This window comes from Methylobacterium sp. WL18 (genome assembly GCF_008040015.1).
GTDB lineage: Bacteria > Pseudomonadota > Alphaproteobacteria > Rhizobiales > Beijerinckiaceae > Methylobacterium > Methylobacterium mesophilicum.
Genome location: NZ_VRVD01000073.1, coordinates 1 through 13,186, shown reverse-complemented (window position 1 = coordinate 13,186; position 13,186 = coordinate 1). Strand labels below are relative to the sequence as shown.

Annotated in this window: 12 protein-coding genes and 1 pseudogene; 7 read left to right on the top strand and 6 right to left on the bottom strand. The window is 71.3% G+C overall.

All coding sequences use genetic code 11. The annotated features are described in order from the left end of the window. The 3 genes from FV228_RS08970 to pyk form a co-directional block, all read left to right on the top strand. On the top strand, positions 1–1,299 hold a 1,299-nt coding region (locus FV228_RS08970), incomplete at its 5' end, for a glycerate kinase (protein ID WP_246693871.1). Positions 1,300–1,345: 46 nt separating this feature from the next. Continuing rightward, complete coding sequence (locus FV228_RS08965; protein ID WP_147854296.1) at positions 1,346–1,756, top strand: DUF1036 domain-containing protein; 411 nt, start codon at positions 1,346–1,348, stop codon at positions 1,754–1,756. A gap of 119 nt (positions 1,757–1,875) precedes the next feature. Further along, complete coding sequence (gene pyk, locus FV228_RS08960; protein WP_147854294.1) at positions 1,876–3,312, top strand: pyruvate kinase; 1,437 nt, start codon at positions 1,876–1,878, stop codon at positions 3,310–3,312. Positions 3,313–3,315: 3 nt separating this feature from the next. Here the strand turns inward: pyk and FV228_RS08955 are convergent, their stop codons facing one another. From FV228_RS08955 to ubiG, 6 genes are all read right to left on the bottom strand, one after another. Then, positions 3,316–4,329 carry an alpha/beta hydrolase gene (locus FV228_RS08955; RefSeq protein ID WP_147854293.1) on the bottom strand — a complete coding sequence of 338 codons (1,014 nt, stop codon included), beginning with the start codon at positions 4,327–4,329 and terminating at the stop codon, positions 3,316–3,318. Next, the gene (locus tag FV228_RS08950) at positions 4,326–4,946 is read right to left on the bottom strand and encodes a tetratricopeptide repeat protein (protein ID WP_187277679.1); all 621 of its coding nucleotides are present in this window, start codon (positions 4,944–4,946) and stop codon (positions 4,326–4,328) included. The genes FV228_RS08955 and FV228_RS08950 overlap by 4 nt, the downstream gene beginning before the upstream one ends. Before the next feature lie 183 nt (positions 4,947–5,129). Next, positions 5,130–5,255, bottom strand: a complete 126-nt coding sequence (gene ykgO / locus FV228_RS08945; RefSeq protein ID WP_003601867.1) for a type B 50S ribosomal protein L36 — start codon at positions 5,253–5,255, stop codon at positions 5,130–5,132. A gap of 179 nt (positions 5,256–5,434) precedes the next feature. Beyond that, positions 5,435–6,052: a PAS domain-containing protein gene (locus FV228_RS08940; protein WP_147854291.1), complete on the bottom strand. Its 618-nt coding sequence runs from the start codon at positions 6,050–6,052 to the stop codon at positions 5,435–5,437. Between the two features lie 163 nt (positions 6,053–6,215). After that, positions 6,216–6,788 carry a YbhB/YbcL family Raf kinase inhibitor-like protein gene (locus FV228_RS08935; protein WP_147854290.1) on the bottom strand — a complete coding sequence of 191 codons (573 nt, stop codon included), beginning with the start codon at positions 6,786–6,788 and terminating at the stop codon, positions 6,216–6,218. A 46-nt stretch (positions 6,789–6,834) separates the two neighbouring features. After that, a complete protein-coding gene (gene ubiG / locus FV228_RS08930; RefSeq protein WP_147854289.1) occupies positions 6,835–7,596 on the bottom strand; it encodes a bifunctional 2-polyprenyl-6-hydroxyphenol methylase/3-demethylubiquinol 3-O-methyltransferase UbiG in 762 nt (253 codons plus the stop codon). A gap of 282 nt (positions 7,597–7,878) precedes the next feature. Between ubiG and FV228_RS08925 the strand changes: the two genes are divergently transcribed. From FV228_RS08925 to FV228_RS08910, 4 genes and pseudogenes are all read left to right on the top strand, one after another. Further along, complete coding sequence (locus tag FV228_RS08925; protein ID WP_147854288.1) at positions 7,879–9,114, top strand: aspartate kinase; 1,236 nt, start codon at positions 7,879–7,881, stop codon at positions 9,112–9,114. 307 nt (positions 9,115–9,421) lie between these two features. Further along, positions 9,422–11,683, top strand: coding sequence for a phosphoenolpyruvate--protein phosphotransferase (gene ptsP / locus FV228_RS08920; RefSeq protein WP_147854287.1), 2,262 nt, complete (start codon positions 9,422–9,424; stop codon positions 11,681–11,683). Between the two features lie 221 nt (positions 11,684–11,904). After that, positions 11,905–12,990 (top strand): peptide chain release factor 1, encoded by a 1,086-nt coding sequence (gene prfA, locus FV228_RS08915; RefSeq protein ID WP_147854286.1) that lies wholly within the window; start codon positions 11,905–11,907, stop codon positions 12,988–12,990. Between the two features lie 8 nt (positions 12,991–12,998). Beyond that, positions 12,999–13,186: pseudogene (locus FV228_RS08910) on the top strand (protein-(glutamine-N5) methyltransferase, release factor-specific); the annotation flags it as partial.

Genomic DNA, 13,186 nt, shown 5'->3' with positions numbered 1-13,186 from the left:
CCGCCCAACGCCGCCCCCGCCGCGCAGCGCGCCCTCCTCGAAGCGTTCCTGACCGCCGGCATCCGCGCCGCCCATCCGGACCTGTGCCTGCCCGCGCACCTGCCGGAACCGAGCCCCGGACGCCTGATCATCCTGGCGGCCGGCAAGGCGGCCGGCAGCATGAGCGCGGTGGCCAGCCGGTTCTACCGGCAGAAGCACGGGCTCGGTGACGACCGCATCGTCGGCCTCGCGGTGGCGCGGCACGGCTACGGACAGGACGCTCCGGGCATCCACATGGTCGAGGCGGGGCACCCGGTCCCCGACGAGGCCGGCATCGCCGCGACCCAGGAGGCCCTGCGGCTCGCCACCGAGGCCGGCCCGGACGACGAGGTGCTGGTGCTCCTGTCCGGCGGCGGCTCCGCCAACTGGATCGCGCCGGCCGGGGACATGACCCTGGCCGAGAAGCAGGCGATCACCCGGGCGATGCTCCGCTCCGGCGCCCCGATCGGCGAGATCAACACCGTCCGCAAGCACATCTCGCGGATCAAAGGCGGCCGGCTCGCCATGGCCGCCCGCAACGCCCGGCGGATCCTGACGCTCGCCATCTCGGACGTGCCGTTCGACGATCCGGCGGTGATCGCCTCGGGCCCGACCGTGCCCGATCCCTCGACCCTGGCGGATGCCCGCGCCATCTGCGAGCGCCGGGGCATCCCGCTGCCGGAGACGGCCGTCCGGCTCCTGAACGACCCGAACAACGAAACCCCCAAGGCCGGAGATCCCGCCTTCGCCCGGGCCGAGTACCGCATCATCGCCCGGCCGATCGACGCCCTGGAGGCGGCCGCCCAGGCGGCCCGGGACGCGGGCTACGAGCCGATCATGCTGGGCGCCGACCTCGAAGGCGAGGCCCGGGAGGTCGCGGCCGTGCACGCGAGCGAGGCCAAGCGCTACAAGGCGGCCGGGCAGCGCGTCGCGCTGATCTCGGGGGGTGAACTCACCGTCACCATCCGGGGCGAGGGCCATGGCGGCCCGAACCAGGAATACGCCCTGGCCCTGGCCGTGGCCCTCGACGGTGAGCCCGGCATCTCCGGGATCAGTGCCGACACCGACGGCACCGACGGCGGGCGCGGCCTCGCCACCGATCCGGCCGGCGGCCTGGTCGACCCGACGACCCTCGAGCGCGCCCGCGCCGCCGGCCTCGACCCGGCCGCGATGCTGGAGCAGAACGATTCGACCGCGTTCTTCGCGGCCCTTGGCGACCTCGTGAACCCCGGTCCGACGCGTACCAATGTCAACGATTGCCGCATCATCCTCGTCGGGTAGGTCTTTGAGGGGGGCGACCGGTTCGCCGGCCGCCGTGCCGGTGATCCTGGGGCTCGGCATCGCGCTCTTCGGCGCCGGCCCCGCGAAGGCCGACCTGCGTCTGTGCAACCAGACCGCCAGCAAGGTCGGCATCTCGCTCGGTTACCGGGACCCGCAGGGCTGGGTCACGGAGGGCTGGTGGGACCTGGCCCCGAAAGCCTGCGAGACGCTCCTGAAGGGGGCGCTGGCGGCGCGGTTCTATTACGTGTTCGCGGTCGACTACACCCGCGGCGGCGAGTGGAGCGGGCGCTCGCTGATGTGCACCCGCGACTCGGAGTTCACGATCCGCGGGGTCGAGGATTGCCTGGCTCGCGGCTACGACCGGAACGGCTTCTTCGAGGTCGATACGGGCGAGCAGAAGAGCTGGACGATCCAGCTCACCGATCCCAACCGGGCGGACGCGCCGGCCAAGCCTTGAGGATGCCGTCGCGCCCTTGACGCTGCCCCGGGCGGGATGCCTACACCCGCACCCAACGAACCGACGCCGTCCGGGGCCGACCCCGAGACGAGCGCTGCGGAATACCCGGAGGATCCAGCTTGAAACGCTCGCGCCGTACAAAGATCGTCGCCACCCTCGGGCCGGCCTCGGACTCGCCGGAGATGATCGAACGCCTGTTCCGGGCGGGCGTGGACGTGTTCCGGCTCAACATGAGCCACCTGCCGCGCGAGAAGCTGCCCGAGAAGGTCGAGGTGATCCGCGCGATCGAGCGCGAGGCCAAGCACCCGATAGGCATCCTGGTCGACCTGCAGGGTCCCAAGCTCCGGCTCGGCACCTTCGCGGAGGGCGCCGTGATGATCGAGACCGGCGCGACTTTCGTGCTCGACGGAGACCCCACGCCCGGCGATGCCAGCCGCTGCCACCTGCCGCATCCGGAGATCCTGGAGGCCCTGGAAGCCGGCCACGCGATCCTGCTCGACGACGGCAAGCTACGGCTGACCGTGCTGGAGACCTCGGAGAACCGGGCCGTCACCCGGGTCGAGGTCGGCGGGAAGATCTCGAACCGCAAGGGCGTGTCGCTGCCCCACACGGTGATCCCGGTGCCGGCGATGACCGAGAAGGACCGGGCCGACCTCGATGCCGGCCTCAACGCCGGGGCCGACTGGATCGCCGTCTCCTTCGTCCAGCGGCCCGAGGACGTGGCCGAGGTCAAGAAGGTCTGCGCCGGGCGTGCCCTGGTGATGGCCAAGATCGAGAAGCCGCAGGCCCTGACCCGGCTCGACGAGATCATCGAGATCTCGGACGGCCTGATGGTCGCCCGCGGCGATCTTGGCGTGGAGATGCCGCTGGAGCAGGTGCCCGGCGTGCAGAAGCGGATCACCCGCAGCGCCCGGCGCTTCGGCAAACCCGTGGTGGTGGCGACCCAGATGCTCGAATCGATGATCACGGCGCCGGTCCCGACCCGCGCCGAGGTCTCGGACGTGGCCACCGCGGTCTACGAGGGCGCGGACGCCGTGATGCTGTCCGCCGAAAGCGCTTCCGGCGCGTTCCCGGTTGGGGCCGTGGAGACCATGAACCGCATCGCCGAGCAGGTGGAGCGCGACTCGGTCTACTGGTCGATCATCCGGGCGCAGAGCGCGACGCCGGACGAGACCGCCGCCGACGCGATCGCGGCGGCCGCCCACCAGATGGTGGACGCGCTCAACCTCGACGCGATCATGGCCTGGACCAATTCGGGCTCGACGGCCCTGCGGCTGTCGCGCGAGCGCCCGAACGCCACGGTCATCGCCCTCACGCCCCGGCGGGAGACCGCCCGGCGCCTGGCGCTCGCCTGGGGCACACACCCGATCGTCACGAAGGATGCCAGCGACGTGGACGACATGTCGTTCCGCGCCGCCAAGTTCGCCGTGCGCGAAAAATTCGCCGCGGTGGGGGACCGGGTCATCGTGGTGGCGGGCCTGCCGTTCGGCACCCCCGGGGCCACGAACCTCGTGCGGCTCACCTTCATCACCCGGGAGCACGCCGAGAAGGCGTGAGACCTAATCCTTGAGCAGCGGTGCAGCCTCGCGCCGTTGCTCGCTCGCGAACCGGACGATCTCATCGGTCACGCGCTCCGCCGCCACGAAGTGGAGCATGTGACCGATCCCGGGCAGCAGCACGAGCCGGGCCCCGGGAATCGCCTTCGCCAGCGGCACCGCCTGGCTCTCGCTGCGGACGATCGGGTCCGCATCGCCGGAGATCACCAGGGTCGGGACGCGCAGGTCTCCGTAGCGAGGGCCCTGCGCCGCGAGCGCGGCTGGCAGGCCGACGAGATCCTGGACGTTGGCGAGCAGCGTCCCGGGTCTCAGCACGAGGGAGGCCCGGACCAGCTCCGGGTATCCGGGTGTCTCCGTCTGGGGCAGGAAGACCCGCTTGGCCGTTTCGGGAAGAAAATATTGGGCGGCCGGCGGCCCGATCGTGCGGCTGAGAAGCCAGGCCACGGGCGGCTTGATGGCCAGACGCCAGTACCAGGGCAGGACCAGCATCCGCGACGGCATCGGCATCGCGACCGGTGCGGCCAGGACGAGGCCCGAGACCTGCGCCGGATGGTCGAGGGCGAGCGCCAGGGCCAGGGCGCCGGCCCAGGAATGCCCGAACACCAGCGCCGGGCCGACGCCCATCCGGTCGAGCGCCTCCGCGATGATCCGGGCCTGGATCGCGGGCGCCGCCGCCTCGCCGCCGTCGATCCGGTCGCTCCACCCGAAGCCCGGCCGGTCGAAGGCGATCACCCGATAGCCAGCCGCCGCGAGCCGGCGGCCGATGCCCTCCATCGGATCGGACGCGTTGGCCGAGGCGCCGTGCAGCAGAACCACCGGCCGGCCGTTCGCCGGACCGGCCTGGATCGTCGCCAGACGCCCACTGGCGACCTCGACGAAGGGTCCCGCGGGCGGATTCGCGGCCCCGATCTTCAGGTCGATCACGAGGCTCGCGACCGCGCCCAGGCCGAGAACCAGACCCAGGACCGCGAAGGGGAGGGCGAGGAGCGTGAGGAGCAGTCCGGCCACGCGGCTCACAGGTCGCGGCCGTCAACCTCCGGGGCCAGGCGGTCGACCGCCTCGCCGATCTTCTCCATCTTCGGATAGAGCGCCCGCGCCCGGCGAAAGGCTGCGAGAGCCCGGGCCTTGTCATCGAGGGATTCGTAGATCCGGCCCATGGCGGCCCAGGCCTCGAAATGGCGCGGCTCCAGCACCAGGGCCCGGCGCAGGTCGGCGATGGCGTCGTCCTTGTCGGTCAGGAGCCAGAACACCGTGGCGCGGCGGTTCCACCCCTCCGACCAGTTCGGCTCCAGGGCGGTGACCCGGTCCATCAGCTCGGCCGCCAGGGGGAAGTCGTGGGCCGAGACGGCCTGTCGGGCGCGATCGGTGAGCAGGTCCGCGGTCGGGCTGCCGGACGCGTCGAGACGGCGCTCGATGAGCTTCGCGATGCCCTTCGCCTCGGCCGGATCCTCGCTGGCGCGCAGGCGAGCGAACAGGTCGTCGAGGCTGACCGGCTTCGGCGCCGGCTTGGCCTCGGGCGCCGACTTGACCTCCGGCGCGGCACGGCCGGGCCGTATCGTATCGGGGGCTGCGGCGGCGGGCGCCACGGCCAGAACCGGCAGGCAGACCAGGGCGGCGATGAAGCGTGTCGGCATGATGTCGGCAGAGTGTGCGCCGGTATCGCGCTCGTCAACGTGCCGCGGTGCCGCGCACGCGAAAGCAGCCGCGGCCCGGCCGGGCGCGGCTGCTTTCGCTTGACGACATCCGACTTCCCGAACGACCGGTCGCGGCCCGCCGGGAAGTCGCTCCGATGCCCGGCCGGAGCCGGGCAGACGGCCTCAGCCCTGGCGGGCCTTGAAGCGCTTCTGGGTCTTGTTGATCACGTAGACCCGGCCCTTGCGGCGCACGAGCTGGTTGTCGCGGTGACGGCCGCGCAGGGACTTGAGGGAATTACGGATCTTCATCGGTTTCTCGAGCCCGGGTGGGGCCGTCCATTCACGGGGGATCGGGAACGTGTCAGCGAGGCGGGACGCGGGGTCGCGTCCAGCGATCACGGGGCACGCATCGCGGGATGGCGCCGCCATATCAGGATTCGCCACCGCAAGGCAAGGCGTAGCAGGCACGGCGTCGCAGGCGCGGTGCCTCAGTGGACGCTGTCGGTCGCCAGGACGGCGGGGCTTTCGACCAGCTGGCGCCCGATCTCGTGCAGCAGCGCGTCCATCAGGGGCTTCAGCCGCTCGAAATCCGACTCGCCCAGGCCCTCGGCCACATTGAACAGCGCCAGCGCCAGCTCGGCGACCCGGTCGATCCCGCCCCCGGGGGCATCGATCGCGCAGAAGGTGGATTCATCGAGGAAGCCGTCGCGGCTGCTTTCGGTCACGTCGATGACGATGCCGCGGGCCTCGCTGACGATCCCGTCCGGGCTCGTCACGAAGCGGCCGCGCGCCAGGACCCAGCGGACGTCGTCAGGCGCCAGCACTGTGCGGTACTGGGCGACGTAGAGCCCGCCATGACGCTGGAGGTTCTTCACGATGGCGCCGACCCGCTGCCGGTCCTGCGGATGGACGCGATCGAAGAACAGCGCGTAGGTCGTGCCGTGGCCCGTGGCCGAGCGGGGGATGCCGAGCATCGTCGCGGCGACGGAATCGCAGCGCACGACATCGTCGGCGATCCGCCACTCCCAGGTCCCGACATTCGACGCCGCGAGGGCGCGGGCGACGATGTCCGTGTCCTGCCGCCGCGCGCGCGCATCCAAGCCCACCGATCACGCTCCGAAACAGAGAGGAAGTCCACGTCCGCGCACGCGGTAGAAGTCCTTGTCCGCGCTCGCTGTATCTGGTCGACTCACTAGCCCGGCGCACCGGCCGGCACAACGCAAACGAACCCGCGGGCCTGTCCAATCCCCGCCCATCGGTCGGGCCGGTTCAGGGGCGGGCATAGCCGCCCGCGAGCTGGCCCTTGCCGACAACCCGCCCGCGCATCGCGTCCAGCAAAGCGCCCCGGCCGGGGCTGTCGGGCAGGTCCAGCGCGCTCTCGACGGCGTAGATCTGGAACAGGTAGGCGTGGCGTCCATGGCCGCTCGGCGGATCGGGCGGCAGCCATGCCGGCCGCAGGAAGCTGTTCTTCCCGAGGCTCATGCGGGCCCCCGGCCGGTCGGGGCTCGCCAGCGCCCCCTCGTCGAGGCTGTCGTCGGAGGGCGGAACATTCCACACGATCAGGTGAACGAGCGGCTGCGGCGTGGGGCTGCCGGCATCCTCGACCAGCAGGACGAGCGTGCCGGTCCCCTCGGGCACGCCGCTCCAGGCCAGGGACGGCGAGAGGCCAGGCCCATCCGCGGTGAAGCGTGCGGGAATCTCGGCACCGTCCGCGAAGGCGGGGCTCGACAGCGTCAGCGTCTCCGGGACGTCGGCGAAATCCGCGTGGTAGGCTGTCTTCTCCATCCCGGCCTTCAGGCCGGACAGGGCCGCGCCGAGCGCGTGGGGAATCTTCTCGAGCATGGTTCGGGTCTCCGCTGCGGTCTCAACCGCGAACGGGGGCTCCGGTTCAGGCGCGGCGCTCGGCCGCGACCATGTAGTTCACCGCCTTGTCCCGGCTGGTGCGCCAGCCGTCGGTGAGGGGATTGTAGGCGACGCCGGTCGTGTCGGTGACGTCGAGGCCGCCCGCCTGGATGGCGCGGCGGAATTCCTCGGGCGTCACGAACTTCTCCCAATCGTGCGTGCCCCGCGGCAGCCAGCCCAGCACGTACTCGGCGCCGACGATGGCGAGCCCGAACGAGCGCAGGGTCCGGTTGAGGGTCGCGCCGAACAGCATGCCGCCGGGCTTCACGGCGGCGCAGGCGGTCCGCACGAAGGCGGGCATGTCGGAGACGTGCTCCACCACCTCCATGATCAGCACCGCGTCGAAGCTCTGGCCGGACGCGACCACCGCCTCGATGGTCTCGCCGCGGTAATCCACCGGCACGCCGCCGGCCTCGGCGTGGGCGCGGGCCACGGCGATGTTCTGTTCCGCGGGATCGAGGCCGGTCACCGTAGCGCCGAGCCGGGCCAGGGGCTCCGACAGCACGCCGCCGCCGCAGCCGACATCGCACAGCGTCAGGCCGTCCAGGGGGAACGGCGCCTGCGGATCCCGGCCGAACCGGCGGCAGAGCGCGTCGCGGATGTAGGCCAGGCGCACCGGGTTGAAGCGGTGCAGCACCCGCATCGGCCCGGCCTCGTCCCACCAGGTCGCGGCGAGCGCGTCGAAGCGCGCGACCTCGCCGCGATCGACGAAGCCGTCCGTCCCGGGGTTCGTGGCTGCCCTGTCCATGCGCGATCCGTTCCGTCGAGGCCGGCTAGTCCAGCCCCTCGGCCCGGACGCCCGGCCGGCGCCGGGCGATCCGGGTCGGGACGGCCGACACGGCATATCAGGGCCGCCATAGCACGGCTGCCCCGGGGCCGTCGCCGCGGCGCGCCGGCACCACCCTTCGCAGGTTCCATGCTTGGCCGGTTGTTGACACCTCAACGAGCCGCTTGTACCCGCCGGGCACTGTCCGGGACCCGCCAGCGCGGTCCGTCCCCAGTCACCGCCGGGAACCCGCGAAGAACCATCATGCCCCGTCTGGTGATGAAATTCGGCGGCACCTCCGTCGCCACGGTCGACCGCATCCGCAACGTGGCCCGCCACGTCGCCCGCGAGGTCGCGGCCGGCTACGAGGTCGCCGTGATCGTGTCGGCCATGTCCGGCAAAACCAACGAACTGGTCGAGTGGGTCAAGGACGCCAACCCGCTCTACGACCCGCGCGAGTACGACGCCGTCGTGGCCTCGGGCGAGCTGGTCACCGCGGGCCTCCTGGCGGTCGCCCTGCAGAAGGACGGCCTCAAGGCCCGCTCCTGGCAGGGCTGGCAGATCCCCGTGCTGACCTCGGACGCGCACGGCTCGGCCCGCATTGCCGAGATCGACCCGAAGAACCTTGAAGCGGGCTTCGCCAAGGGCGAGGTCGCGGTGATCGCCGGCTTCCAGGGCATCCATGCCGAGACCGGCCGGGTGACCACCCTCGGGCGCGGCGGCTCGGACACCTCGGCGGTGGCCGTGGCGGCTGCGATCCAGGCCGAGCGCTGCGACATCTACACGGACGTGGACGGGGTCTACACCACCGATCCGCGCATCGTGCCGAAGGCCCGTCGCATGGAGCGCGTGACCTTCGAGGAAATGCTGGAGATGGCGTCGCTCGGCGCCAAGGTCCTGCAGGTCCGCTCCGTGGAACTCGCCATGGTCCACCGGGTGCCGACCACGGTCCGGTCCTCCTTCGATCCGCCGGACGCCGCGCGCCCGGGCACCCTCATCTGCGACGAGGACGACATCGTGGAACAGCAGATCATCACCGGGATCGCGTTCTCCCGGGACGAGGCGCAGATCACCCTGCGCCGGGTCAAGGACAGCCCCGGCGTGGCCGCCGCCATCTTCGGGCCGCTGGCCGACGCGAACATCAACGTCGACATGATCATCCAGACCGTGTCGGGGGACCAGTCGACCACCGACATGACCTTCACGGTGCCGGCCGCCGAGTACGATCGCACCCGCGCGATCCTCGACCAGGCGAGCCCGCAGATCGGCTACGCGCAGATCGAGGGGGCCACCGACGTAGTCAAGGTCTCTGCGATCGGCGTCGGGATGCGCAGCCACGCGGGCGTCGCGGCGAAGGCGTTCCGGGCTCTGGCCGAGAAGGGCATCAACATCCGCGCGATCACCACGTCGGAGATCAAGTTCTCCGTGCTGATCGATGCGGCCTATACGGAGCTTGCCGTGCGCACGCTCCACTCGCTATACGGCCTGGATCAGGCCTGAGCCTGGGAGGGTCTCGATGAGAGCGCCCACGGCCTGACCGGAACGTCGGTTCGATGGACGAGGGCGCGCTGAAACAAGAGATCGGATCAGGGGTTGGAACCAAGTCCACTCGCGGGGCGAGCGTTCGGGGTCTCATCAGCGGATCGGGTGTCTTGAGCTAGAACAGTCACGGGCCTTTCCGCCGAACCCGGAGATCTTCCGGGGGCTCGCGGCGCGGTCCATCCGGCGCCGGACGTTTCCCAGTCGGCGCCAAGGTTGCAGGGTGGTCGACGCCAGGGCCGCTCGCCGACGTTGGAACGACGAATCGATGCCCGCTGCGCCCGGAGGCCCGCGCCTGCTGCTGCGCCGCCTCCGCGAAGCGATGGCGGAGCCGGTCAGCCCCCAGGCACGCCTCGACCGCATCGTCGTCCTGATCGCCGCCAACGTGGTGGCCGAGGTCTGCTCGGTCTACGTCCTGCGGGACGACAACACCCTCGAACTGTTCGCCACCGAGGGCCTGAACCGCGAGGCGGTCCACCAGACGCGCATGCACGCCGACGAGGGCCTCGTCGGCCTGATCGCCCGGACTGCCGAACCGCTCTCCCTCTCGGATGCGCAGAACCACCCGGCCTTCTCCTATCGGCCGGAGACCGGCGAGGAGGCGTATCACGCCTTCCTGGGCGTGCCCCTGCTGCGGGCCGGCAACACGCTCGGCGTGCTCACCGTCCAGAACCAGACCTACCGGGTCTATTCCGAGGAGGAGATCGAGGCGCTCCAGACCACCGCGATGGTGCTCTCGGAGATGATCGCCTCGGGCGAGTTGGAGGGCCTGGCGCCGGATGCCGGCACCGCCGCCCGCCGACCGGTCGTCGCCCGCGGCATCGCGCTGGCGGACGGCATCGGGCTCGGCCACGTCGTGCTCCACGAGCCGCGCGTCGTGGTGAAGACGCTGATCGCCGAGAACGTCGAGCGCGAGGTCGCGCGGCTCGACGCGGCGATCGAGGAGGTCCGCTCCGCCATCGACGCGCTGGTCGAGCGCGGCGACCGGATCGGCACCGCCGAATCGCGCGAGGTGCTGGAGACCGTCCGGATGTTCGCCCACGACAAGGGCTGGCTCCGGCGGATGCGGGAGGCCGTGGCGTCCGGATTGACCGCCGAGGCCGCCGTCGAGCGGGTGCAGTCGGACAACCGCGCCCGGATGATGCGCCAGGCGGACCCGTACCTGCGCGAGCGCCTGCACGACCTCGATGACCTCGCCAACCGGCTGCTGCGCACCTTGATCGGTCCGGAGGCCGGCGGAGCCGTCATCCTGCCCGAGAACGCCATCCTGGTGGCGCGCACCATGGGGCCGGCCGCGCTCCTCGACTACGATTCCTCGACGCTGCGCGGCATCGTCCTGGAAGAGGGCGGTCCCACCAGCCACGTCGCCATCGTGGCCCGGGCGCTCGGGATCCCGGCGGTGGGCGAGGTCGAGAACGCCTCCGCCCTGTGCGATGCCGGCGACGCCATCATCGTCGACGGCGTGGCCGGCGAGATCCATGTCCGGCCCGGCCCGGAGGTCGAGGCGGCCTATGCCGAGATGGTGCGGCTGCGCGCCCGCCGGCAGGAGCAGTACCGGGCCCTGCGCGACGTCCCGGCCCAGACCCGGGACGGGGTCCGCGTCGGCCTGCAGCTGAATGCCGGACTGCTCGTCGATTTCAGCCACCTGCACGAGACCGGCGCCGAGGGCGTCGGCCTGTTCCGCACCGAATTGCAGTTCATGGTCGCCCAACGCATGCCGTCGGCCGCGGAGCAGCAGGAACTCTACCGCAAGGTGTTCGCGGCCTCCGCCGGCAAGCCCGTGACGGTCCGCACCCTCGATATCGGCGGCGACAAGATCCTGCCGTACATGGCCAAGCTCGAGGAGGAGAACCCGGCGCTCGGCTGGCGGGCGATCCGCATCGGGCTCGACCGGCCCGCCCTGTTGCGGATGCAGCTGCGCGCGCTTCTGAAGGCCGCCGACGGCGACCCGCTCAAGATCATGTTCCCGATGGTCGCCACCGTGGACGAGTTCGTCCGCGCCCGCGGCATCGTGGAACGCGAGAAGGCCTATCTGCGCCGCCACGGCTACACGCTCCCCACCGAGTGCCGGCTGGGCGCGATGGTCGAGGTGCCCTCGCTGTTGTTCCAGATCGACGAGATCGCCAAGGAGGCCGACTTCCTCTCCGTCGGCTCGAACGACCTGATGCAGTTCCTGTTCGCGGTCGACCGCGAGAACCGCCGGGTCGCCGACCGGTTCGACCCGCTCTGCGTCGCGGCCCTGCGGGCGTTCCGGCTGATCGCCGAGCGGGCCAACGCGGCCGGTTGCCCGGTGACGGTCTGCGGCGAGATCGGCGGCCGGCCGCTCGACGCGATGGCGCTGATCGGCCTCGGCTACCGCAGCCTGTCGATGTCGCCGGCCGCCATCGGCCCGGTGAAGGCGATGGTGCTCAGCCTCGATGCGGCCGCCGTTTCGGAGCTGATCGACGCCGAGATGGTCCGGATGCACGACGGCGATTCCCTGCGCCCGGCACTCACCGCCTTCGCACACGCCCACGGCGTCCCTATCTAACCCGCGATGCCGCTCTTGCCGAAGGTTCGGCCGGGGTTGTACGGCACAGCCACGACGCTTCCCGTCGATGCGCTGCGGCTTCCGCGCTCGAAGGGAGGCGGCGTGGGGTGGGACCCTGTCTTGCCGCGTCGGTCAGCCTTACGATCCCGCGCTCCGACCCCTGAGACGAGACCACGCCCGGCCTGGAACGTCGTGCGCCGAAACCTGCAGAAACACGGGCGATGATCCCCTTTCCCACCGAGCGCCTCGACGCCATCCTGGCGCGCCACGAATTCGTCACCGCGCAGCTCGCCACCGGCGAAGGCGAATCCGAGACCGTGATCCAGCTCTCCCGGGAGTTGTCCGATCTCGATCCCGTGGTGGATGCGATCCACACCTACCGGTCGGCCCTCGCGAACCTGGCGGGCCTGGAGGCGATGATCGACGAGCCGGGCACCGATCCGGAGATGCGCGCCCTGGCGGCCGAGGAGAAGCCGGAGGCCCAGGCACAGCTCGAAGGCGCCTATCGGGCGTTGCAGCTCATCCTGCTGCCCAAGGATGCCGCCGACGAGAAGAGCGCGATCCTGGAAGTCCGCGCCGGCACCGGCGGCGACGAGGCGGCGCTGTTCGCCGGCGACCTGTTCCGGATGTACGCGAAATACGCCGAGTCGAAGGGCTGGCGGGTCGAGGTGATCTCGGAGAGCGAGGGCACCGTGGGCGGTTTCCGCGAGGTCGTGGCCGAGGTGAAGGGCAAGGGCGTGTTCGCGCGCCTGAAGTTCGAAAGCGGCGCGCACCGCGTGCAGCGGGTGCCGAACACCGAGACGCAGGGGCGCATCCACACCTCGGCGGCCACCGTGGCGGTGCTGCCGGAGGCCGAGGAGGTCGACATCGTCGTCAACGATGCCGACCTGAAGATCGATACGATGCGGGCCCAGGGCGCCGGCGGCCAGCACGTCAACAAGACGGAATCGGCGATCCGCATCACCCACCTGCCCACCGGCATCGTGGTCTTCGTCCAGGAGGAGCGGTCGCAGCACAAGAACCGCGCCCGGGCGATGTCGCTGCTGCGAGCCCGGCTCTACGACGCCGAGCGGACCGCCAAGGATTCCGCCCGGGCCGCCGACCGGCGGGCGCAGGTCGGCTCCGGCGACCGCAGCGAGCGCATCCGCACCTACAATTTCCCACAAGGGCGGGTGACCGACCACCGCATCAACCTGACCCTCTACAAGCTGGAGGAGGTCATGGCCGGCACTGCGCTGGACGAGGTCGTGGACGCGCTCATCACCGAGCATCAGGCCGAGTTGCTGGCCGCCGAAGGCATGGCCTGAGCGGCGGCGTGATCGCGGGAACGAGCCGGGGCCTGTCGCGGCGGGACGCCCTGCGCCGGGGGACCGCCCTCCTCAGCTCCGGCGGCAACGCGGAAGCCGCGGGCGACGCGCGCTTCCTCCTGCTGGGCCTGCTCGGTCTCGAAGCCCGCGACCTCCTCCTCGACGGGGACCGGATTCTCGACGCGCAGGCCGGCGA

Excerpts from the sequence above, each read along its gene's own strand:
- FV228_RS08950 (WP_187277679.1), bottom strand. The coding sequence starts at position 4,946 with ATGCCGACACGCTTCATCGCCGCCCTGGTCTGCCTGCCGGTTCTGGCC.
- ykgO (WP_003601867.1), bottom strand. The coding sequence starts at position 5,255 with ATGAAGATCCGTAATTCCCTCAAGTCCCTGCGCGGCCGTCACCGCGAC.
- FV228_RS08935 (WP_147854290.1), bottom strand. The coding sequence starts at position 6,788 with ATGCTCGAGAAGATTCCCCACGCGCTCGGCGCGGCCCTGTCCGGCCTG.
- ubiG (WP_147854289.1), bottom strand. The coding sequence starts at position 7,596 with ATGGACAGGGCAGCCACGAACCCCGGGACGGACGGCTTCGTCGATCGC.
- FV228_RS08925 (WP_147854288.1), top strand. The coding sequence starts at position 7,879 with ATGCCCCGTCTGGTGATGAAATTCGGCGGCACCTCCGTCGCCACGGTC.
- ptsP (WP_147854287.1), top strand. The coding sequence starts at position 9,422 with ATGCCCGCTGCGCCCGGAGGCCCGCGCCTGCTGCTGCGCCGCCTCCGC.
- prfA (WP_147854286.1), top strand. The coding sequence starts at position 11,905 with ATGATCCCCTTTCCCACCGAGCGCCTCGACGCCATCCTGGCGCGCCAC.